Annotated in this window: 22 protein-coding genes and 1 tRNA gene; 20 read left to right on the forward strand and 3 right to left on the reverse strand. The window is 65.9% G+C overall.

All coding sequences use genetic code 11. The features are described from left to right. Nucleotides 1-150 precede the first annotated feature (150 nt). Nucleotides 151-441, forward strand: coding sequence for a zinc ribbon domain-containing protein (locus tag GGR61_RS07315; RefSeq protein ID WP_184407195.1), 291 nt, complete (start codon nucleotides 151-153; stop codon nucleotides 439-441). A gap of 349 nt (nucleotides 442-790) precedes the next feature. Here GGR61_RS07315 and GGR61_RS07320 read toward each other — a convergent pair whose 3' ends face one another. Further along, complete coding sequence (locus GGR61_RS07320; RefSeq protein WP_184620981.1) at nucleotides 791-1,330, reverse strand: DUF3011 domain-containing protein; 540 nt, start codon at nucleotides 1,328-1,330, stop codon at nucleotides 791-793. A gap of 156 nt (nucleotides 1,331-1,486) precedes the next feature. On the opposite strand from GGR61_RS07320, the gene aspS reads away from it, so the two are divergent. The 19 genes from aspS (at nucleotide 1,487) to GGR61_RS07415 (ending at nucleotide 19,269) form a co-directional block, all read left to right on the forward strand. Then, the gene (gene aspS / locus GGR61_RS07325) at nucleotides 1,487-3,238 is read left to right on the forward strand and encodes an aspartate--tRNA ligase (RefSeq protein ID WP_184620982.1); all 1,752 of its coding nucleotides are present in this window, start codon (nucleotides 1,487-1,489) and stop codon (nucleotides 3,236-3,238) included. Between the two features lie 416 nt (nucleotides 3,239-3,654). Then, complete coding sequence (locus GGR61_RS07330) at nucleotides 3,655-4,182, forward strand: N-acetyltransferase (protein ID WP_184620983.1); 528 nt, start codon at nucleotides 3,655-3,657, stop codon at nucleotides 4,180-4,182. A 167-nt stretch (nucleotides 4,183-4,349) separates the two neighbouring features. Beyond that, nucleotides 4,350-5,027, forward strand: coding sequence for an alpha/beta fold hydrolase (locus GGR61_RS07335; RefSeq protein WP_184620984.1), 678 nt, complete (start codon nucleotides 4,350-4,352; stop codon nucleotides 5,025-5,027). Nucleotides 5,028-5,116: 89 nt separating this feature from the next. Beyond that, a complete protein-coding gene (locus tag GGR61_RS07340) occupies nucleotides 5,117-5,845 on the forward strand; it encodes a YebC/PmpR family DNA-binding transcriptional regulator (RefSeq protein ID WP_184620985.1) in 729 nt (242 codons plus the stop codon). A gap of 112 nt (nucleotides 5,846-5,957) precedes the next feature. After that, nucleotides 5,958-6,482, forward strand: coding sequence for a crossover junction endodeoxyribonuclease RuvC (gene ruvC, locus GGR61_RS07345; protein ID WP_184620986.1), 525 nt, complete (start codon nucleotides 5,958-5,960; stop codon nucleotides 6,480-6,482). Between the two features lie 157 nt (nucleotides 6,483-6,639). Next, nucleotides 6,640-7,224 carry a Holliday junction branch migration protein RuvA gene (ruvA, locus tag GGR61_RS07350; protein ID WP_184407185.1) on the forward strand — a complete coding sequence of 195 codons (585 nt, stop codon included), beginning with the start codon at nucleotides 6,640-6,642 and terminating at the stop codon, nucleotides 7,222-7,224. A 52-nt stretch (nucleotides 7,225-7,276) separates the two neighbouring features. Continuing rightward, on the forward strand, nucleotides 7,277-9,181 hold the full coding sequence (locus tag GGR61_RS07355; RefSeq protein ID WP_184407184.1) for a potassium transporter Kup: 1,905 nt from the start codon (nucleotides 7,277-7,279) through the stop codon (nucleotides 9,179-9,181). Between the two features lie 2 nt (nucleotides 9,182-9,183). Then, nucleotides 9,184-10,308 (forward strand): SMI1/KNR4 family protein, encoded by a 1,125-nt coding sequence (locus GGR61_RS07360; RefSeq protein WP_184620987.1) that lies wholly within the window; start codon nucleotides 9,184-9,186, stop codon nucleotides 10,306-10,308. A gap of 57 nt (nucleotides 10,309-10,365) precedes the next feature. Next, on the forward strand, nucleotides 10,366-11,406 hold the full coding sequence (gene ruvB, locus GGR61_RS07365) for a Holliday junction branch migration DNA helicase RuvB (RefSeq protein WP_184620988.1): 1,041 nt from the start codon (nucleotides 10,366-10,368) through the stop codon (nucleotides 11,404-11,406). Nucleotides 11,407-11,458: 52 nt separating this feature from the next. Beyond that, entirely contained in the window at nucleotides 11,459-11,917 is a 459-nt protein-coding gene (gene ybgC, locus GGR61_RS07370; RefSeq protein WP_184407181.1) for a tol-pal system-associated acyl-CoA thioesterase, read from the forward strand. A gap of 11 nt (nucleotides 11,918-11,928) precedes the next feature. Then, nucleotides 11,929-12,708: a protein TolQ gene (tolQ, locus tag GGR61_RS07375; protein ID WP_003482569.1), complete on the forward strand. Its 780-nt coding sequence runs from the start codon at nucleotides 11,929-11,931 to the stop codon at nucleotides 12,706-12,708. Between the two features lie 235 nt (nucleotides 12,709-12,943). Next, nucleotides 12,944-13,393, forward strand: a complete 450-nt coding sequence (gene tolR / locus GGR61_RS07380; protein ID WP_184407180.1) for a protein TolR — start codon at nucleotides 12,944-12,946, stop codon at nucleotides 13,391-13,393. After that, nucleotides 13,383-14,420 carry a cell envelope integrity protein TolA gene (tolA, locus tag GGR61_RS07385; protein WP_184620989.1) on the forward strand — a complete coding sequence of 346 codons (1,038 nt, stop codon included), beginning with the start codon at nucleotides 13,383-13,385 and terminating at the stop codon, nucleotides 14,418-14,420. The genes tolR and tolA overlap by 11 nt, the downstream gene beginning before the upstream one ends. 265 nt (nucleotides 14,421-14,685) lie before the next feature. After that, complete coding sequence (gene tolB, locus GGR61_RS07390; protein ID WP_184407178.1) at nucleotides 14,686-16,005, forward strand: Tol-Pal system beta propeller repeat protein TolB; 1,320 nt, start codon at nucleotides 14,686-14,688, stop codon at nucleotides 16,003-16,005. Nucleotides 16,006-16,062: 57 nt separating this feature from the next. Continuing rightward, nucleotides 16,063-16,581 (forward strand): peptidoglycan-associated lipoprotein Pal, encoded by a 519-nt coding sequence (gene pal, locus GGR61_RS07395; protein WP_184407177.1) that lies wholly within the window; start codon nucleotides 16,063-16,065, stop codon nucleotides 16,579-16,581. A gap of 6 nt (nucleotides 16,582-16,587) precedes the next feature. Continuing rightward, nucleotides 16,588-17,406 (forward strand): tol-pal system protein YbgF, encoded by an 819-nt coding sequence (gene ybgF, locus GGR61_RS07400; RefSeq protein ID WP_184620990.1) that lies wholly within the window; start codon nucleotides 16,588-16,590, stop codon nucleotides 17,404-17,406. A 42-nt stretch (nucleotides 17,407-17,448) separates the two neighbouring features. Further along, nucleotides 17,449-18,132: a 7-carboxy-7-deazaguanine synthase QueE gene (queE, locus tag GGR61_RS07405; protein ID WP_184620991.1), complete on the forward strand. Its 684-nt coding sequence runs from the start codon at nucleotides 17,449-17,451 to the stop codon at nucleotides 18,130-18,132. A gap of 339 nt (nucleotides 18,133-18,471) precedes the next feature. Beyond that, entirely contained in the window at nucleotides 18,472-19,146 is a 675-nt protein-coding gene (gene queC, locus GGR61_RS07410) for a 7-cyano-7-deazaguanine synthase QueC (protein ID WP_184407174.1), read from the forward strand. Between the two features lie 47 nt (nucleotides 19,147-19,193). Further along, nucleotides 19,194-19,269: transfer RNA gene (locus tag GGR61_RS07415), tRNA-Lys, on the forward strand. 161 nt (nucleotides 19,270-19,430) lie between these two features. Here GGR61_RS07415 and GGR61_RS07420 read toward each other — a convergent pair. Then, on the reverse strand, nucleotides 19,431-19,679 hold the full coding sequence (locus tag GGR61_RS07420; RefSeq protein WP_184620992.1) for a hypothetical protein: 249 nt from the start codon (nucleotides 19,677-19,679) through the stop codon (nucleotides 19,431-19,433). Between the two features lie 48 nt (nucleotides 19,680-19,727). Continuing rightward, complete coding sequence (locus tag GGR61_RS07425; protein WP_221237319.1) at nucleotides 19,728-20,408, reverse strand: L,D-transpeptidase; 681 nt, start codon at nucleotides 20,406-20,408, stop codon at nucleotides 19,728-19,730. Nucleotides 20,409-20,437 lie beyond the last annotated feature (29 nt).

Below are 20,437 nucleotides of genomic sequence, written 5' to 3' on the forward strand. Positions count from 1 at the left end.
CGAAGAACATCGTCGGCAGGATCCGGTGCGCGGCTTGCCAACGGTGCCGCGATGCGTCTGCGCCCACCTCGCGCAGACTGTGCGGCCCACCTCAAACCGCCCGGCACGCTCTAGAATCTGCGCCTTCGCATCGTCACCGACCAGAGTTCCATGCCCATCTACGCGTTTCAGTGCACCACCTGCGGCCACGCCTTCGACCGCCTGCAAAAGATGGCCGACCCCGATCCGCAGAACTGCCCGGCGTGCGCTGCCGCCACGATCAAGCGCCAGATCACCGCGCCGTCGTTCCGTCTGTCGGGCAGTGGCTGGTACGAGACCGACTTCAAATCGGCCGGGGAAAAGAAGAAAAACCTCACCGACAGCAGCGGCGGGGGCGATGCCAAGCCAGCGCCGGCCGCCGAGAGCAAGCCGGCCGCCAAGCCCGCCTCCGACCCTGCGTGACCGGTGCGGCACGCGCGTAACGGATGAGCTTCCGCCTGATCCTGCTGCTGGCGGCGCTCGCCGCCGCTGGCGGATGCGCGATGTCCACGTCGCCGCACGCCGTCGCCGCCAGTCCCGCGCCTGCCGATCGCTTTCTCGCCGCACTTTGCCGGGTATTGCGGTCAGGCCTTTGCCGGTCGGTGGTTGTCGATATGTCGGCATCCGCGACGCCAGGGGCGTTTACGGGCAAGCCGCTTGACACGCGGCGCAACCCGTCTTTTGCGGCACTGAGCGGCTTTCTAGCGGCGCCGGCGGCTGGCTGGCGCACGCCGGCCGATCCAATCCAGGATCGGCCGGCAGGCGCGGCCGCTCAACGTGCCTCAAAGCGTGCGCGGCAGCCATCGTTGACCCAGATCGTCGCGCGACGCGCGTCGTAGCCCCAGTTGCGGCCCTCGGCGCAGCGCGCGTCGGACAGCTGCCGCGTCAGCACCGGGCGCCCGTAACGGCGGTCCCAGTCGCAGGTGCGCAGGCGGCGATCGTCGCTGGCGCAGGTCAGGGCGTAGTCGTCGCGCGGCCGGTCGTCGCGGCCGCCGTAGCCACGATCGCCACGGTCCCAGCCGCCGCCGCGGCCTTCGACAAAGCGCGCGCGGCAGCCATCGTCCACCCAGACCCGGCCGCGGTCGCTGCCCCAGTTGCGGCCTTCGATGCAGCGTGTGCCGGAGATGTTTTCCACCAGCACGGCGCGGCCACGGAATGGCGTATCGCATTCGCGGCGGCGGTTGTCGTTGCTCGAGCAGGTGATGCTGGGGCCGTTCCAGCTGCGGTCCTGCGCGGCGGCGGGGGCGCTGGTCAGCAGGCCGGTCAGGGAGATCAGGCCGAAGCCGGAAAGCAGCAGGGCGGTGCGCAGCATCGTGTCGTCCTTGGTGCGGAGGGATCTGGCGCCTATTCAGCCGGGCGCTGACTTAAGCGCCCATGAGTGCCTGCGCATTTGCTCCTGCCGCCCGCCGGCCCCAGAATATCCGGCTCTCCGGCGCTGTCCTGTGTCGGGTTTTCAGCGGAGCTTTCGATGCGTACCCACTTCTGCGGCCTGGTCGACGAGACCTTGATCGGCCAAACCGTCACTCTCGCCGGCTGGACCGACGTGGCCCGCAACCTGGGCGGGGTGTGCTTCATCGACCTGCGCGACCACGAAGGCATCGTGCAGGTGACGGTGGAACCCGAGAACGCCGAGGTGTTCCCGGTGGCCGCCAGCCTTGGCTACGAAGACGTGCTGCAGGTCGAAGGCGTGGTGCGTGCGCGGCATGCGGTCAACGACAAGCTGCGCAGCGGCAAGGTCGAAGTGATCGCCACCCGCATCACCATCCTCAACAAGGCCGCGCCGCTGCCGTTCCATGCGCACGAAAATCCGGGCGAAGAAACCCGCCTGAAGTACCGCTATCTGGATTTGCGTCGTCCGGAAATGCAGCGCATGCAGCGCACCCGCATCAAGCTGGTACAGGCGCTGCGCCGCCATCTGGATGCGCGCGATTTCCAGGACATCGAAACCCCGATTTTGACCAAGGCCACCCCGGAAGGCGCGCGCGACTTCCTGGTGCCGGCGCGCATGCATCCGGGCGAGTTCTACGCGCTGCCGCAGTCGCCGCAGCTGTTCAAGCAGATCCTGATGGTGGCCGGCTTCGACCGCTACTACCAGATCGCGCGCTGCTTTCGCGACGAAGCGCTGCGCGCCGATCGCCAGCTGGAATTCACCCAGCTCGACATGGAGTTCGCCTTCGTGCGCGAGCGTGACGTGCAGGATTTCGTCGAAGACATGATCCGCGCCATCTTCAAGGAGGTGGTGGACGTCGCGCTGGCCGCGCAGTTCCCGCGCATGACCTGGGCCGAGGCGATGCGTCGCTATGGCTCGGACAAGCCGGACCTGCGCATCGCGCTGGAATTGGTCGATGTGGCCGAGCTGGTCAAATCCAGCGAATTCCCGGTGTTTACCGCTGCCGCCAACGATGCCGACGGCCGCGTGGCCGCGCTGCGCATTCCCGGTGGCGCCGCGCTGTCGCGCAAGCAGATCGACGAGTACGCCGCGCATGCCGCCAAGTACGGCGCCAAGGGCCTGGCCTATATCAAGCTGTCGGAAACCGGCGAAGTCAGCTCGCCGATCGCCAAGTTCTTTTCCGAAGAGGCGTTTGCCGCGTTGCTCAAGCACGTGGGTGCGAGCAATGGCGACATCGTGTTCTTCGGTGCCGGCAGCTATAACAAGGTGTCCGATTTCATGGGCGCGCTGCGCTTGAAGGCCGGCAAGGACTTCAAGTTGATCGCCGATGGCTGGGCACCGCTGTGGGTCACCGACTTCCCGATGTTCGAATGGGACGACGAAGCGCAGCGTTACGTCGCCCTGCATCACCCCTTCACCGCACCGGCCGTGGACGATATCGCCGACCTGCGCGCCAATGCCCGCACGGCGGTGTCGCGCGGCTACGACATGGTGCTCAACGGTAACGAAATCGGCGGCGGCTCGATCCGTATCCACCGCCCCGACATGCAGAGCGCGGTGTTCGAGTTGCTCGGCATCGGCGAAGAAGAAGCGCGCGCCAAGTTCGGCTTCCTGCTGGATGCGCTGAATTACGGCGCACCGCCGCACGGCGGCATCGCCTTCGGGATCGACCGTATCGCTGCGTTGATGGCCGGCACCGAATCGATCCGCGACGTGATCCCGTTCCCCAAGACCACCGGCGCGCAGGATCTGATGACCGACGCCCCGTCGCCGATTCCGGCCGATCAGTTGGCCGAAGTGCACGTGCAGGTACGCCCGAAGCAGGTGTGACCTGCGCTAGCAGATGGCCATGCGGTGTGCGTGGTCATCTGTACGAGGCGCCCAGCGCAGCCAGCGCTGCGCGCTTTGGTGGAACCGTTAGCGCCAGGGTCAGGGGCTGGGCGCTGCGCACCGGTCACCGCCGTCCAACCGCCGCCGATCACCGGCGGCAGTGCGTCCTGCAGGTCCGCCTCAAGCTCGCCTGAGCTCCGCCAATAGGGAGCCATCCCTCGCAGTGTTCATCTTTCCTGCGCGGTGCCATGCTGAGCCGGCCGTGCGCGCTTGGTGAAACCCGTCAGCGCCCATACCGAATCCTGCACACGGGTCATACACGCACCACAGATGCTTTCCCGATTCCCGATTCCCCGCTTGCAGCAACGCCGCCGCATGCGAGAAGCTGCCACGTCTACCCGGCACGAGAGTCCCGCATGACCCGCATCCGCCGCGCCACACCGGACGATGCCGAAGCCTTGTCGCTGCTGGCCGCACAGACCTTCACCGAAACCTTCGGGCATCTGTATCCGCAAGAAGACCTGCACGGCTTTCTGGAAGAGACCTACGCAGTGGAGCGCTCCCGCATCGTGCTGGCGCACCCGGACTATGCGATCTGGTTGCTGGAGATGGACAACCTGTTGGTCGGCCACGCCGCCGCCGGGCCGTGCGGGCTGCCGCACGCAGATGTGCGTCCCGGTGATGGAGAGCTCAAGCGGCTGTATCTGTTGAAGGACTATCAAAACAGCGGCTGGGGTAGCCGCCTGTTCGAAACCACACTGGAATGGCTGGAGCGCGACGGCCCACGCACGCTATGGATCGGCGTGTGGTCGGAGAATTTCGGCGCGCAGCGCTTCTATGCCCGCTACGGCTTCGAGAAAGTTGGCGAATACGATTTCCCGGTGGGCAAGATCGTCGACCGCGAGTTCATCCTGCGCCGCAAGCCGATTGTTGCGGCCGAGTAAGCCAGGCGTCCGTGCGACGTGACGCCGCCTTCGGTCAGTCGTGTGCGGCGTTTGCCGCAAGATCGGCGTAGCGCGTGCATGCGATCGGCATCAGCGATGTTCCCTGCACACCGTGCGCGCGTCAGACACGCGCCTGACGTCCGCCTCCCATCCCGGTAACCACGCCTTTGTCCAGCCCATCGTCGGCCATCCCGGTCATTCCCCGGCGCAGTCCTCGCAAGCACGCGGTCACCGCCACCGCCGATGTGTTGCTGGTGCACGGCATCTGGAATACCGCGCACTGGCTGTTGCCGCTCGCACGCCGGATGCGCGCCGATGGGCTGTCACCCGCGCTGTTCGGCTATGCCAGCGTGCTCGGCGGGCCGGCGCAGGCGGTGCCGCGCTTGATCGAACGCCTGCGCAGTAGTCGCGCGCAATTGCTGGTCTGCCACAGCCTGGGTGGGCTGATGGCCTTGCAGGCCTTGTGCGATGCCCCCGACCTGGCTGTGCGCCGTGTGGTCTGCCTGGGCTCGCCCCTGTGCGGCAGCGCCGCCGCCCGCGGGCTGGCCCGGCGTGGCGGCGTCTGGGCGATGGGCCGCAGCGCCACCCTGTTGCAGCAAGGGTTTGCGCGCTGGGACGGGCGGGCGGAGATCGGCCAGGTTGCCGGGTGCGTGCCGCGCGGCGTCGGCCGCTGGCTGGCACCGCTGGCCGAGGGCTCGGACGGCACCGTGGCGCTGGCCGAAACCCGTCTGCCCGGGCTGCGCGGCCACTGCGTGGTGCACGCCAGCCACAGCGGGCTGTTGCGCTCGCCCGAGGCCGCCCGGCAGGCGCTGGCCTTCCTGCGCAGCGGCCGGTTTGCGTCTTGAACATCCGCTGGCGGATGTTGCGGCCCCGGTGCGGACGAGCAATCAGGTAAAATCCGCGCCCTGTCATCCAAGCCAGTCTGGAACCACCCATGGGTAGAGGCCCCTCGATCGAAGGCCGCAAGAACGCCTCCGACGCCAAACGCGGCAAGATGTTCACCAAGATCATCCGCGAGATCAGCGTGGCCGCGCGCGCTGGCGGCGGCGATCCGTCCAACAACCCGCGCCTGCGCACCGCCATGGACAAGGGCCTGTCGGCGAATATGTCCAAGGACGTGATCGAACGCGCCATCAAGAAGTCCACTGGCGAGCTGGAAGGCGTGGAATACGAAGAAGTGCGCTACGAGGGCTACGCGCCCGGCGGCGTGGCGGTGATCGTGGACTGCCTGACCGATAACCGCGTGCGCACCGTTGCCGACGTGCGGCATGCCTTCAGTAAATGCGGCGGCAACATGGGCACCGATGGCTCGGTGGCCTTCATGTTCAAGCGCCTGGGCGTGCTCAGTTTTGCCGCCGGTAGCGACGAAGACACCCTCACCGACGCGGCGATTGAAGCCGGCGCCGACGACGTGGTGGTGTACCCGGAAGACGGCGCCATCGACGTGCTGACCGCCCCGGACGCCTTCGCCCAGGTCAAGGACGCCCTGACCGCCGCCGGCCTGGAGCCGGCCCACGCCGAAATCACCTTCCGCGCCGAAAACGACATCGCCGTCGACGGCGACACCGCCATCCAGGTCCGCAAGCTGCTCGACATGCTCGAAGACCTGGACGACGTGCAGGACGTGTATTCGAACGTCGATCAAGCGGCGCTCGGCGCCTGATGCAAGCCGGGATGGCGGGATTTGGCATTCGGGATTCGCAACAGCGATGGATGCACCGCGCTGTACGTACGCTACCAATCCCGAATCCCCAATCTCCAATCCCGGCCCCTCGATGACCCGCATCCTGGGCATCGATCCCGGCTCCCAGCGCACCGGGCTCGGCATCATCGACATCGACGAGAGCGGTCGCAGCCGGCATGTCTATCACGCGCCGCTGGTGCTGCTGGGCGAGGGCGACTTCGCCCAGCGGCTCAAGCGCCTGCTGCACGGGCTGGGTGAGGTGATCGAGACCTACCGGCCGGATGAAGTGGCGATCGAAAAGGTGTTCATGGGCAAAAGTGCCGACTCGGCGCTCAAGCTCGGGCACGCGCGCGGCGCGGCGATCTGCGCGGTGGTACTACGCGACCTGCCGGTACACGAGTACGCTGCCACCGAGATCAAGCTGGCACTGGTCGGCAAGGGCGGTGCGGACAAGGTGCAGGTGCAACACATGGTCGGCATCATGCTCAACCTGAAAGGCAAGCTGCAGCCCGACGCCGCCGACGCACTGGCGGTCGCCATCACCCACGCCCATGTCCGCGCCACTGCGCAGCGAATGGGCGTCAATACCCAACAGGCCTGGAGCCGCAAAAGATGAGAGCAGGGATTCGGGAGTCGGGATTGGGGATTCGCAAAGGCGAGTCCACGCGTGCGGTGCCGATGCGGCGGTGCGCGGCCGTCGTTAACGGCAGCGAGGGATCCAGCCAATCCCCAATCCCGAATGCCCAATCCCGGCACCGCCATGGCGGTGCCCAATGATCGGCCGCCTGCGCGGGATCCTGGCCTACAAGCAGCCGCCGTGGCTGGTGATCGACGTGGGCGGGGTGGGGTATGAACTGGAGGCGCCGATGAGCACCTTCTACGATCTGCCCGATGTCGGCCGTGACGTCATCCTGTTCACTCACTACGCGCAGAAGGAAGACAGCGTCTCGCTGTACGGCTTCCTGCGCGAGGGTGAGCGCAGGCTGTTCCGCGATGTGCAGAAGGTCACCGGCATCGGCGCCAAGATCGCGCTGGCGGTGTTGTCGGGCGTGAGCGTGGACGAATTCGCCCGCCTCATCACCAGTGGCGATATCACCGCGCTGACCCGCATCCCCGGTATCGGCAAGAAGACCGCCGAGCGCATGGTGGTGGAACTGCGCGACCGCGCCGCCGATTTCAGCAGCGGCGCGCCGATCACCGGTCAGCTCGGCCCGGATGCGGTATCCGAAGCCGCCGTGGCGTTGCAGCAACTGGGTTACAAGCCGGCCGAGGCCGTGCGCATGGCACGCGAGGCCGGGGCAGAGGGCGACGAAGTCGCCACCGTCATCCGCAAGGCACTTCAAGCCGCGCTGCGCTGAGTTGCGCGCGAATCTCCCTCTTCACGCCTCGCGGCGCTAATCTGACTCCCACATGGCCTCCACCCCAACTCCCCCCAGCTCCAGCCATTCGCATGGCAAGACCGGTCTGCCGCTTGTGCTGGGTGCCATTGGCGTCGTCTTCGGCGACATCGGTACCAGCCCGCTGTACACCCTCAAGGAAGCGTTTTCGCCGCACTACGGCCTGACCCCCGACCACGACACCGTGCTCGGCATCCTGTCGCTGGTGTTCTGGGCGTTGATGACTGTGGTCACGCTCAAGTACGTCGCCATCATCATGCGTGCGGACAACGACGGCGAAGGCGGCATCATGGCGCTGACCGCGCTGGCGCAGAACGCGCTGCCTGGCGGCTCGCGTTCGGTCTACGTGGTTGGCGTGCTCGGCATCTTCGGCGCCTCGTTGTTTTTCGGCGACGGCGTGATCACCCCGGCCATCTCCGTGCTCTCGGCAGTGGAGGGGCTGGAGGTCGCCGCGCCACAGCTGCACAATTTCATCGTCCCCATCACCGTGGCGGTGCTGGTGGCGCTGTTCCTGGCCCAGCGGTTCGGTACCGAAAAGGTCGGCAAGGCGTTCGGCCCGATCACGCTGCTGTGGTTTCTGGTGCTTGGTGCGATTGGTGTCTACAACCTGGCGCAGGCGCCGGAAGTGCTGCATGCGCTCAATCCGTGGTGGGGCGTGCGGTTTTTTGCCGAGCACAACTGGCATGCGGTGTTCGTGCTCGGCGCGGTGGTGCTCTCGGTCACCGGCGGAGAGGCGCTGTATGCGGACATGGGGCATTTCGGCGCCAAGGCGATCCGCTACTCCTGGAACTTCCTGGTGCTGCCGATGCTGACCCTGACCTACCTGGGCCAGGGCGCGCTGATGCTGCGCGACCCGGCTGCGGTGCGCAATCCGTTCTACGAAGCGGTGCCCGACTGGGGCCTGTACCCCATGATCGTGCTGGCGACCGCCGCCACGGTGATCGCCTCGCAGGCGCTGATTACTGGTGCGTATTCGGTGGCCAGCCAGGCGATGCAGCTGGGCTACATTCCGCGCATGCATATCCGCCATACATCGCACTCCACGATCGGCCAGATCTATGTGCCCGCGATCAACTGGATCCTGCTGGCATTGGTCATCGTGGCGGTGCTTGGCTTCGGTAATTCCGCTTCGCTGGCGACGGCCTATGGCGTGTCGGTGACCGGTACCATGCTCATCACCACGGTGCTGATGATCATCTACGCACGCGCCAATCCACGCGTGCCGCGCCCCCTGCTCTGGGTGCTTGCAGCGGTATTCCTGGTGGTGGATTGCGCTTTTCTGTACGCCAACATCATCAAGTTCATGGACGGCGCATGGTTCCCGCTGCTGCTCGGACTGATCCTGTTCATCCTGATGCGCACATGGCGACGTGGCCGCAAACTGTTGCAGAGCGAGATCCGCAAGGACGGCATCGGGCTGGATAGCTTCCTGCCCGGGCTGATGCTGGCGCCACCGGTGCGCGTGCCCGGCACGGCGATCTTCCTGACCGCCGACCCGATGGTGGTGCCGCATGCGTTGATGCATAACCTCAAACACAACAAGGTGCTGCACGAGCGCAATGTGTTCCTCACCGTGGAGACGCTGCCCGTGCCGTATGCCACCGCCAGGCAACGGCTGCAGATGGACGCCATCGGCGACGAGTTCTACCGCGTCTACGTGCGCTTCGGCTTCATGGAAACGCCGGACGTGCCGCTGGCGCTGATGCGCTCCTGCGACCAGGGCGGGATCTATTTCGACCCGATGGATACCACCTTCTTCGCCAGCCGCGAAACCATCGTGGCCAGCGCCAACCGCGGCATGCCGATCTGGCGCGACAAGCTGTTCGCGCTGATGCATCGCAACGCGGCCCCGGCGACCGGCTTCTTCCGCATCCCCGGCAATCGCCTGGTCGAACTGGGCGCGCAAGTGGAGATCTGAGCATGGCCGCGCTCAAGTGGATGCTTTACGGCTGCTCCCCGACCCTGGACACATTCTGGGACGAAGCACTGAATCCTGGTCGGATGCCCGCTACGGCGGAGGCGATCGAAGCGGCCGAAACCCGGCTCGGCATCCGTCTGCCGGCCTGGCTGCGGCAACTGTATGCGCGCTATGACGGCGGCGCGGTGCAGATGGCGCGTGGCCGGTCGCTGCAGCAGCCCGACAACTGGCTCAAGGCCGAGTGGCTGATTCCCCGTGCGCGCCTGCTGGGCGCCGCCGCACTGTTTTCCTTTGCCGAAGTGCGCGCCCGCCAGGAATACCGCGACGATGCGTATGCCGGCCTGGCCGCAGGTGGCGACGATCGCCGCCTGATCGCCATCGCGGCCGATGACCGCACGCCCAGCCGCGCGCTGTGCCTGGACTACTCCGCGCCGGACGCCGAGCCGGACGCCGAGCCCAGCCTGGTCTATGTGGATACGGGCGAGAATCGTCGGCTGATCGTGTTCGACGGTGTGGATGACCTGCTGTCGCAACTGGTCGATGTCGTGTACTGGTCGCCCGCATTGCAGGCCAAGCACGACGGAGATGTGCTGCAGTGGCAGCCGCAGCCGCCCGCATTGACCACGTTCTGGAGCGGCGCCGGGCACTGGAACGACGGCGGAGCCGCTGCGGACGCTACCCTGTTGGCTGCCACCGAGGCGCGCCTGGGCGTGCGCCTGCCGGCATTGTTCAAGCGCCTCTACAGTGTCCAGGACGGCGGCGACACGCGCTGGTGCTGGGTGCCGCGGACCCGCTTTCCTTCGGGTCATTACGTGGACTGGGAATGCGTGCTGGTGGATCGCGATCTGTTGCCGCTGGCGCAAATCCGCAGCGTGCTGGATTTTGCCGATGCCTTCGAAGACCGGAATGACTTCAGCGCCGCAGCCTGCCTGCACGCCGGCCTGGATCAGCTGCTGGTGCTGTCGGCCCATAACATCGACTGCCTGCTATGCCTGGACTATCGCGCACGCGGCCCGCAATGCGAGCCGGAGGTCGTCTATTTCGAGGACTGGGACGGGCTGGTGCCGACCTGGCGCGCGCCGAGCTTCGAGGCGTTCTTCGGCGTGTTGCGGCAAGCCGAGCTTTAGCTCTAGAAATCCGGATCAATGCTGCGCCGGCGATGCGCGGCATGAGAAGATGGCGGGATGACCGAACAGCGCATCATCGCCAGCAGCGCCACCCGCGAAGACGATGCCGCCGATGCGAGCATCCGCCCCAAGCGCCTGGCCGATTATCTCGGCCAGCAGCCGGTGCGCGAGCAGATGCAGATCTACATCGAAGCGGCCAAGGCGCGCGGCGAGGCGATGGATCACGTGCTGATCTTCGGCCCGCCCGGCCTGGGCAAGACCACGCTCAGCCACGTCATCGCCAACGAGCTCGGGGTGAACCTGCGTTCGACCTCCGGCCCGGTGATCGAAAAAGCCGGCGACCTGGCCGCGCTGCTGACCAATCTGCAGCCGCACGATGTGCTGTTCATCGACGAGATCCATCGGCTGTCACCGGTGGTGGAAGAAGTGCTGTATCCGGCGATGGAAGATTTCCAGATCGACATCATGATCGGCGACGGCCCGGCCGCGCGCTCGATCAAGATCGACCTGCCGCCGTTCACCCTGATCGGCGCCACCACTCGCGCCGGCCTGCTGACCGCGCCATTGCGCGACCGCTTCGGCATCGTGCAGCGGCTGGAGTTCTACTCCCCGCAGGAACTGACCCGCATCGTGATCCGCTCGGCGGCGATCCTGGGCATCGACTGCACGCCCGATGGCGCGGCCGAGATCGCGCGCCGAGCGCGCGGCACCCCGCGTATCGCCAACCGGCTGCTGCGGCGGGTACGCGACTTCGCCCAGGTCAAGGCGTCCGGCCATATCGACCTGCCGGTGGCGCAGGCGGCGATGCAGATGCTCAAGGTCGACCCGGAAGGCTTCGACGAGCTCGACCGTCGCATGCTGCGGGTGATCGTGGATCACTTCGATGGCGGCCCGGTGGGCGTGGAATCGCTGGCCGCCTCGCTGTCGGAAGAACGCGGCACGCTGGAAGATGTGATCGAGCCCTACCTGATCCAGCAGGGCTTTCTGATCCGCACCGCGCGCGGGCGCATGGCCACCACCAAGGCCTATCTGCACCTGGGCCTGAAGCCACCGCGCGATCGCTCTCCGGGCATCGGCGAGCCGGGAGACCTGTTCTGATGACGCTCCGTCAGTCCCGCGCCCGGGCCGTCTCGATCAAGCATCCGTGCCCATGACATCCGATTCCCGACTCCCGATTCCCCAATCCCCGCCTGTATTCAGTTGGCCGACACGCGTGTATTGGGAAGATACCGACGCCGGGGGCGTGGTCTACCACGCGCGCTACGTCGCTTTCATGGAACGGGCGCGCACGGAGTGGATGCGCGCACTCGGTTACGGGCAGGACCGCATGCGCCAGGAGCACGATCTGGTGTTCGCGGTCCGTTCGATGCAACTGGATTTCCTCAAGCCGGCCCGGCTCGACGACGCGCTGTCAGTGTCGGCGGTCTTGCGTAAATGCAAACGGGCCAGCCTGCTGTTTGCGCAGTCGGTACGTCGCGAGGGCGAAGTGCTGCTGACCGCCGAGGTGCGTATTGCCGCACTCGGCGCCAGCGACTTCCGCCCGCGTGGGATGGACGATGCGCTGTATGACGTGTTGAAAGCTTTAGAAACCCAAGAATCCGATTACTGAGGAACAAACGGATGTCGATTGCATTGCTCCTGGCCCTGCAGGACACGGTAGTGGAAGCACTACCGCAGGACGTTGCCGCCGCTGCGGCACAGACCGCCAGCGTGGCGCACAACAGCAGCATCAACTATGTCGATCTGATCCTGCGGGCGAGTATCCCGGTCAAGATCATCGTGTTGTTGCTGCTGATCGGCTCGTTCATCAGCTGGGTGATCATCTTCCGCAAGGCGCGCGCCTTCAAGCAAGCCAACCGCGAGGCGGACGAGTTCGAAAACCGCTTCTGGTCCGGCGCCGATCTGGCCAAGCTGTACGCCTCGGCCACCGACCGCAACCGCACGGTCGGCGGTCTGGAGTCGATGTTCGAAAGCGGGTTCCGCGAATTTTCGCGGCTACGCGACCGGCGTCGGCTGGATGCGCGTGTGCAGTTGGAAGGCGCACAGCGCGCCATGCGCACCGCCTTCACCCGCGAAGTCGATCAGCTCGAACGCAATCTCGAGTTGCTGGCCAACATCGGTTCCACTGCGCCGTACGTCGGCCTGGTGGGCACCGTGTTCGGCATCATGGTGACCATGCACGACATGGTCAGCAGCGGCGAGCAGGCCGGTATCGCGGCCGTGGCGCCGGGCATCTCCGAAGCCTTGTTCGCCACCGCCATCGGTCTGTTCGTGGCGATTCCCGCAGTGTGGGCCTACAACCGCTTCACCACCCGTGTGGAACGGCTGTCGGTGCGCTACGAGACCTTCGCCGACGAGTTCAGCTCGATCCTGCAGCGCCAGGCTGGCGCGGACGAGTGATGCGCGTGCCCTGCGACAGCTGGCGCGTAGGCCAGCCCCTCGCCATCGCCCGCACGTTCCTGTGCGTGGACGTGGCAGGCGGGGCGGTTGCACACGCCTGTGTGCCAGCGCGCAGGAATTGGACAGGCGAGCCACTCGCGGCAGCTCGCACAGGCGTGTGCGAGGGATTGGATGGGCGAGTCCCTCGCAAGAGCCCGCACATCCCTGTGCGGGGGATCAATAGGAACGTTTCGCGATGATTTCCGGTATTTCCCGCCGTAAGAAGCGCAAGCTCAAATCCGACATCAACGTCGTGCCGTACATCGACGTGATGCTGGTGCTGCTGATCATCTTCATGGTGACCGCACCGTTGCTGACCCTCAGCACCGACGTCAACCTGCCGAGCTCACGCGCCAAGGCGCTGGAGAGCAAGCAGGACCCGATCGTGGTGGTGGTCGCTGCCGATGGTCAGCTCGCGCTGCAGCTGCCCAAGGGCAAGCCGCAGGCGATGGACGTGGCCGCGCTGCAGGCGCAGCTGGCCGCCATCGTGGCGCAGGACAAGGAGGCGCGCGTGGTCGTGGCTGGCGATCGCGCTGCCCCGTATCAAAAAATCATGGACGCCATCGATGTGCTCAAGCAGGCCAAGGTCGAGAAGGTTGGTCTGATTTCCGACGCCGGCGCCACTGCAGGCAGCGATGCACGCTGACGCACTTCCCACGCAGACGGCGCGCGAGGATGGCTGGCTTCGACCGGTCGTATTGGCCCTGGTCGTGCACGTGCTGGTCGCGCTGGTGTTCATCGCCGGCTGGCTGTGGTCGCCCGAACGCTCGGTCGAACCGGCCGCGGGCGATCCCAGCATGGAAGCCTCGCTGGACGTGTCCGCTGCCGAGGCGCGTGTTGCACGCCAGGCACTGAAGGCGACCCCGGTAGAGACGCCACCACCGCCCGCGCCATTGCCCGAACCCGCGCCGGAAGACAGCGTGCCGCCGCCGCAGCCGATTCCCGAGCCGCGCCCGCAGGATGCGCCCACGCCACAGCAGGCACAGGCACAGGAGCGCGTCGCGCAACCGGACAAGGTCGATCAGGAACGCGTCGATGCGCTCGCGCTGTCTGCCGAAAAGGCCAAGCAGGAACAGGAGGCCAAGCGTCGCCAGGAACAGATCGACCTGACCGAGCGCAAACGCCAGGAAGAAGCCGAGCAGAAATTGCGCCTGGCCAAGCAGCAGGAAGAAGACGACGCCAAGAAGAAGCAGGCCGCTGCCCAGCAGGCTGCCGACGCCGATCGCCAGAAGAAGATCGCCGATATCCGCCGTCAGCGCGCCCAGGCCGACAAGGAAGCGGCGCTGGCCGAGCAGAAGTTGCGCCAGGTCGCTGCTGCGCGTGCGCAGCAAGCCTCGTCGGCTGCCGCTGCCACCGCGCAACCGACAGCAGGGCAGGGCGGTACCAATACCGACCTGTCGGCCAAGTACGCGGCCGCGATCCAGCAGAAGGTGCTGTCGCAGTGGGTGCGCCCGCCGTCGGTGCCGCCGGGTCAGAAGTGCACCATCAACATCCGCCAGTTGCCCGGTGGCACGGTCATGGAGGCCAAGGTTGCGCCGGGTTGCCCGTACGACGAAGCCGGCCAGCGGTCGATCGAGGCTGCGGTGCTGAGTGCGCAGCCGCTGCCGTATCGCGGGTTCGAGTCGGTGTTCGAGCGCAATCTGACCTTTGTATTCACTCCGCAGGACCAGTAGACGCTGGCCTGGGAGGACGAGGTGCGGCAGCGCAGTTGGCGCCGCGCCTCGGTTGGATTGAGTGGGTGGTGTGCCGGCTGGGATGCACGGACGCCGCGTTGTCGAGCGATCGATTTGCGCGGCGTGGCCGGTACGCGCGCCGAGCCCGCAGATGACGGTGCTCGACCGCTCGCTCCATTTTCACGCTGTCTCGTTCACGATTGCGAGTATGTTCACTCGTTGATTGGTATCCCTTGCACACTTTTCCCGCCCATCCGAGCCGTCCATGAAAAAACCACTGCGTTGGCTAGCTGCCTTGACTGTCCTGTTGTTGCCGCTGAGCGCATTCGCGCAGCAGCAAGGGCTCACCATCGATATCGTGGGCGGTAGTGCCTCGGCCACGCCGATCGCCGTCATCCCCATGCCCTACCAGGGTTCCGGTACTGCCCCGCAGACCGATGTGTCCGCCGTGGTCGGCGCCGACCTGGATCGTTCGGGTCAGTTCCGCACCTTGCCGGCGGCGCAGATCGTCGAAAAGCCGGTGCGCGGCACCGAAGTGCAGTTCCAGACCTGGCGCACCCTCAAGCAGAACTACATCGTGGTCGGTCGCGTGATGGATGCGGGCGAGGGCGCTTACCGCGTCGAGTACGAATTGTTCGACGTCGCCAAGGGCGAGCGCATGCTCGGCTTGGCAATGACTGCGCGCGCCAACGCGATGCGCGATGTCTCGCATCAGATGGCCGATGCGATCTACGAAAAGATCACCGGCGTGCGCGGCGCGTTCTGGACCCGTATCGCCTACGTGACTGCCAGCGGTAAGGGCGGCGCGATGCGGTATGCGCTGATGGTGGCCGATTCCGATGGCTACAACCCGCAGACCATCGTGCGGTCGGCCGAGCCGTTGCTGTCGCCGAACTGGAGCCCGGACGGCAAGAAGCTGGCCTACGTGAGCTTCGAGCGCGGCAATTCGTCGATCTATCTGCAGGACATCTCCACCGGCGCACGTGAACTGGTCTCCAGCTTCCGTGGCATCAACGGTGCGCCCTCGTTCTCGCCGGACGGTCGCCGCCTGGCGCTGGCGCTGTCGCGCAGCGGCAACCCGGAAATCTACGTGATGGATCTGGGCAGCAAGCAGTTGACCCAGCTGACCAACCACTTCGGCATCGACACCGAGCCGACCTGGGCGCCGGACGGCGGCAGCATCTATTTCACCTCCGATCGCGGCGGTCGCCCGCAGATCTATCAGGTGGCTGCCAGCGGCGGCAGCGCCAATCGGGTGACCTTCCAGGGCAACTACAACGCCACCGCCAGCGTGTCGTTCGACGGCAAGAAGATCGCGGTGGCGCAGGGCAGTGGCAATAGCTACCGCATCGCCATGATGGATCGCAGCCTGGGTTCGCCTAGCTGGAGCACGCTCTCGCCGGGTTCGTTGGACGAGTCGCCGAGCTTCGCGCCCAACGCCAGCATGGTCCTGTACGCCGCTCGTGAGGGTGGCCGGGGCGTGCTCTACGCCGTGTCTTCCGACGCTCGCGTCCGCCAGCGTCTGGTCCTGGCCGATGGAGATGTAAGAGAACCCGCATGGGGGCCTTACCGAACCGCGCATTAATGTTAATATTTCGCTGCGTTAAACCACTCATTGGCCCAGAGCCTCCATAGGTATCCCATGAACAAGTCCACCCGCGTCTTGCTTGTCTCCCTGTTGTCCGTCGCCGTGCTGGCTGGTTGCTCGAAGAAGGTGAAGGAAACTCCGCCTCCTGCAACTGATACCACCGCCGGTTCCACTGCTCCGACCGGTCCGTCCACCTCTGGCCTGTACGGCCCGGGCGACCTGGATACCGATGCCTGCCTGCGCCAGCGCGTTGTCTACTTCGATCTGGATCAGGACTCCCTGAAGCCGGAATTCCAGGCCATCATGGCTTGCCACGCCAAGTACCTGCGTGACCGTCCGTCCTCGCGCATCACCCTGCAGGGCAATGCCGACGAACGCGGTTCGCGTGAGTACAACATGGGCCTGGGCGAGCGCCGTGGCAACGCCGTGTCGTCCTCGCTGCAGGCTGCCGGTGGTTCGGCCAGCCAGCTGACCGTCGTAAGCTACGGTGAAGAGCGTCCGGTCTGCACCGAAACCAGCGAAAGCTGCTGGTCGCAGAACCGCCGCGTCGAAATCGTGTACACGGCTCAGTAAGAAGCGATGCGCTTTCGAGTGACATCCCTGTTCGTCGCGGCGGCCCTCGTGGTCGCCGCGCCGGCATACGCACAGCGGGCCAGTCTCGCTGATCGTGTGGCCGTACTCGAGCAGCAGCAGGCCAACAGTCAGGCCAACACCGATCTTCTCAATCAGCTGCAGCAGGCGCGTTCGGACCTGCAGGGCTTGCGAGCGACGGTGGAACAGCTGCAGCACGACAACGAGCAACTCAAGCAACAGTCCAAGGACCAGTATCTGGACCTGGACGGGCGTCTGAATCGGTTGGAAGGTGCAGGTGGTGCAACACCGCCATTGCCTCCGGCCAACGGCAGCGCCACCCCCGCCCCGGCTCCGGCCGCGCGGCCTGCAGCGGCGGCAACTTCCGAGAAGCCGCCGTCCGTCCATGGCGACCCAGGCACCCTGGCCGTCAGTGGCGACGAACGTACCGCCTACAACGTCGCATTCGATGCGTTGAAGAACGGCAAGTACGACGATGCCTCGCAATTGTTCTTGAGCTTTCTCCAGCTCTACCCCAACGGCGTCTACACCCCCAATGCGTTGTATTGGCTGGGCGAAAGCTATTACGCCACCCGAAATTTCCAGCTGGCCGAGGTGCAGTTCCGCGATCTCGTCAGCCGCTATCCCACGCATGACAAGGCCGCTGGCGGCCTGTTGAAGCTCGGCCTGTCGCAGTATGGCGAAGGCAAGAACGACGAAGCCCAGCAGACGCTGCAACAGGTCGCATCGCAGTATCCGGGCTCCGACGCTGCACGTGTCGCCCAGGAACGCCTGCAGTCCATCCGCCTCGGCCAGCAACTGCGCTGAGTCCGCACGTCCACGCCTTTCGGCGTGGCGCATACTTTGTCCATGAATGCCGCCGCCGCCCCCAGCGAGATCGTCCAGTCGCCGTTGCCGCGATTGAAGATCACCGAAATCTTCCTGTCGTTGCAGGGCGAGGCCGACACCGCCGGCTGGCCGACAGTGTTCGTGCGCCTGACCGGTTGCCCACTGCGTTGCCACTATTGCGATACCGCGTACGCCTTCCATGGCGGGCAGTGGCACGATATCGATGCGATCGTTGCCGAGGTGGCTGGTCACGGTGTGCGTCACGTCTGCGTGACCGGCGGCGAGCCGCTGGCGCAGAAGCGCTGCCTGGTGCTGCTGCAGAAATTGTGCGATGCCGGCTTTGATGTCTCACTGGAAACCTCCGGCGCGCTGGACGTCTCGGAGGTCGATCCGCGCGTCTCGCGCGTGGTCGATATCAAGACGCCGGCATCCGGCGAAGAGGCGCGCAACCGCTGGGACAACCTGCCGCTATTGACCGCACGCGACCAGATCAAGTTCGTGATCTGTAGCCGCGCGGACTACGAGTGGTCGCGCGATGTAGTCGCTGCGCACGCGCTGGATCGTCGTTGCACAGTGTGGTTTTCGCCCAGCAAGAGCGAAGTGAGCCCACGCGCATTGGCGGACTGGATAGTGGCCGATCGCCTGCCGGTGCGCTTCCAGATGCAATTGCACAAGCTGCTATGGAACGATGAGCCGGGCCGCTGAGACTGCGCGGCTGAGCGGGTGGGGACAGTGGAATGGGGATGGCTGGCACCGATGCGCTGGTGCGGCGGCTTGGCCGAGCTCGCCGGGCGGCGTAGGGTGCATGCCTGGCGTCGCCGTTGCCGAGTCCGGAGGGTTGGACGCTGGTACCCGATCGCGGCGCTACTGCGGGGTTACGTCGAGTTCGTCGACTGCGTTTTTGCCACCTGTCAGCCGTAGGATGCTGTCGGCACTGCTCCGGCATCGCCCGTGCCACCGCGTTGCATTCGCCAGCGGGCCGCCGCGTCGCCGTCATGCGGCGGGCCTGCTAGCCTTCCGCTCCCATTGTTGGTGCCTGATCCCATGAAAAAAGCCGTTGTTCTGTTGTCCGGAGGCATGGACTCCGCCGCCGTCGTCGCGCTCGCCCAGGAGCAGGGTTTTACGGTGCACGCATTGAGCGTGCGCTATGGCCAGCGGCACACATCGGAACTGGATGCGGCTGCACGGGTCGCCGCCGCGCAAGGGGTGGTCGCGCACAAGGTTGTCGATGTGGACTTGCGCAGTATCGGCGGCTCGGCGCTGACCGACGATATCGATGTGCCCGATGCCGGCGGCGAAGGGATTCCGGTCACTTACGTGCCCGCGCGCAACACCATCATGTTGTCGCTGGCGTTGGGTTGGGCCGAAGTGGTCGGCGCCAACGACCTGTTCTGCGGGGTCAATGCGGTCGATTATTCCGGCTATCCCGATTGCCGGCCGGAATTCGTGCGTGCGTTCGAAGTCCTGGCCAACCTGGCCACCAAGGCCGGCGTCGAAGGCGCCGGACTGCGGGTGCACGCGCCGCTGCAATTTCTCAGCAAGGCCGACATCGTCCGCGAAGGCCTGCGCCTGGGCGTGGACTTCGGCCTGACCGTTTCCTGCTATCGCGCCGATGCCGACGGGCGCGCCTGCGGCCACTGCGACGCTTGCCGCCTGCGCGCCGCCGGCTTCGCCGACGCCGGTGTTCCGGACCCGACCCGGTACGCGATTTCGTCTTGACGCCAGGGTAGGGTAGAATGCGCACCCCGGCGCGCAGTCGGGTCAGGGGGCCGTTAGCTCAGTCGGTAGAGCAGAAGACTTTTAATCTTTTGGTCGATGGTTCGAATCCATCACGGCCCACCAATTCCAGCATGGCTTTCAGCCGGGTCTACCGCTCCGCAATCGCTCGCCTGCTCAACAATGACGCGGGGAGTGGTGCGCTTCATTGTGCTCGTGCACATGGTGCTTGCTTATCGCGATGTGCCCCGGTGCGAGTTGGGGTTGCGCTTGCCGCACGTCGCCGCTCAATCCGTCTTGCCGTTGCTGGCCTTGGCACTCGCGTCATCTGGAAGCGTGTTGCAGGTGTGCGAGCCGATATCGATCAGAGGCTTGAAGGTGTGCGTGAGCGAATGCCAGCGATACAGTCGGTGCTGCGTCGAGCCGACCATGTCGTTTCGCTGCAAGTACCGGAACAACGGCTCGCAGTTTTGCTTTTCCGGTCCCTGACCGACCGCAGCAGCGCCAGGAAAACGTGGGCGCGATGAAGGCGCCAAGGAGCTAGCCTGTCCTGGCCCTGCCCTAGCGGTGACGTCTTGGAGCGCTCAATGCGGCGCGATCCCCACCGATGTTGCTGTCCCATCCGCGTCGTAAGAGCCGAAAACCTCGTGCGCAGAGCGCGTCTCCGGAAGGATGTAGACCACGCCGTTGCTGTGCGCGAAGGTGGGGCTGACCACCCGTTCGAAGAAGGCGGCCGCCACGTTGATGCAGCCATAGGAGATTCGGTTGTCCGCCGGGGTGACGCTTTCCAGGCGTTCGGCGCGCCGCTCCGCTGGCGTGCCCTTGGCAATGGGGTGCAGCGCCAGCGCCGAGTCGTAGTCGATCCACAGGATTTGTTTTCCCTTTAGATCCAGGGCCAGGGATGCCACGTATCTGCCCGCGGGCGTGGTGCGTTCGTTGGGCGCTATCGACGCGAGTTGGCGCTTGCCGATCCCATTGACGGTGCCGTCGCCGCGTTCCATGCCGAGCAACGCAGGCCCGTTGCCCTGCAACTGCCCGAGCCGGTCGAACACGAACACGCGGGCCTGGACCTTGTCCACGATCAGATACGGCATGCCGGCGTTGTCACTGGAGTGCACAACCCAGTCCGCGACGCCCCTGGCCTCGGGTGACGTGTCCGCGCCCCTGAAATCAGCCAGCTGTGGCCCCGTGCCGGCCGTGACCGCCGCCGGGGCTGCGGCCACGGCCGGTGCGCTTTCCGCCGCCATCGCGGTCTGCAGCGCCACCGTCAGCAGCGCCGCGACACCTACCCGCT

This window comes from Xanthomonas sp. 3058, from assembly GCF_014199765.1.
GTDB lineage: Bacteria > Pseudomonadota > Gammaproteobacteria > Xanthomonadales > Xanthomonadaceae > Xanthomonas > Xanthomonas campestris_B.

Excerpts from the sequence above, each read along its gene's own strand:
- GGR61_RS07360 (WP_184620987.1), top strand. The coding sequence starts at position 9,184 with ATGGCCGCGCTCAAGTGGATGCTTTACGGCTGCTCCCCGACCCTGGAC.
- GGR61_RS07340 (WP_184620985.1), top strand. The coding sequence starts at position 5,117 with ATGGGTAGAGGCCCCTCGATCGAAGGCCGCAAGAACGCCTCCGACGCC.
- tolB (WP_184407178.1), top strand. The coding sequence starts at position 14,686 with ATGAAAAAACCACTGCGTTGGCTAGCTGCCTTGACTGTCCTGTTGTTG.
- GGR61_RS07330 (WP_184620983.1), top strand. The coding sequence starts at position 3,655 with ATGACCCGCATCCGCCGCGCCACACCGGACGATGCCGAAGCCTTGTCG.
- ruvB (WP_184620988.1), top strand. The coding sequence starts at position 10,366 with ATGACCGAACAGCGCATCATCGCCAGCAGCGCCACCCGCGAAGACGAT.
- queC (WP_184407174.1), top strand. The coding sequence starts at position 18,472 with ATGAAAAAAGCCGTTGTTCTGTTGTCCGGAGGCATGGACTCCGCCGCC.
- tolR (WP_184407180.1), top strand. The coding sequence starts at position 12,944 with ATGATTTCCGGTATTTCCCGCCGTAAGAAGCGCAAGCTCAAATCCGAC.
- ybgF (WP_184620990.1), top strand. The coding sequence starts at position 16,588 with ATGCGCTTTCGAGTGACATCCCTGTTCGTCGCGGCGGCCCTCGTGGTC.
- ruvC (WP_184620986.1), top strand. The coding sequence starts at position 5,958 with ATGACCCGCATCCTGGGCATCGATCCCGGCTCCCAGCGCACCGGGCTC.
- GGR61_RS07355 (WP_184407184.1), top strand. The coding sequence starts at position 7,277 with ATGGCCTCCACCCCAACTCCCCCCAGCTCCAGCCATTCGCATGGCAAG.
- tolA (WP_184620989.1), top strand. The coding sequence starts at position 13,383 with ATGCACGCTGACGCACTTCCCACGCAGACGGCGCGCGAGGATGGCTGG.
- ybgC (WP_184407181.1), top strand. The coding sequence starts at position 11,459 with ATGACATCCGATTCCCGACTCCCGATTCCCCAATCCCCGCCTGTATTC.
- ruvA (WP_184407185.1), top strand. The coding sequence starts at position 6,640 with ATGATCGGCCGCCTGCGCGGGATCCTGGCCTACAAGCAGCCGCCGTGG.
- aspS (WP_184620982.1), top strand. The coding sequence starts at position 1,487 with ATGCGTACCCACTTCTGCGGCCTGGTCGACGAGACCTTGATCGGCCAA.
- GGR61_RS07320 (WP_184620981.1), bottom strand. The coding sequence starts at position 1,330 with ATGCTGCGCACCGCCCTGCTGCTTTCCGGCTTCGGCCTGATCTCCCTG.
- tolQ (WP_003482569.1), top strand. The coding sequence starts at position 11,929 with ATGTCGATTGCATTGCTCCTGGCCCTGCAGGACACGGTAGTGGAAGCA.
- GGR61_RS07315 (WP_184407195.1), top strand. The coding sequence starts at position 151 with ATGCCCATCTACGCGTTTCAGTGCACCACCTGCGGCCACGCCTTCGAC.
- pal (WP_184407177.1), top strand. The coding sequence starts at position 16,063 with ATGAACAAGTCCACCCGCGTCTTGCTTGTCTCCCTGTTGTCCGTCGCC.
- queE (WP_184620991.1), top strand. The coding sequence starts at position 17,449 with ATGAATGCCGCCGCCGCCCCCAGCGAGATCGTCCAGTCGCCGTTGCCG.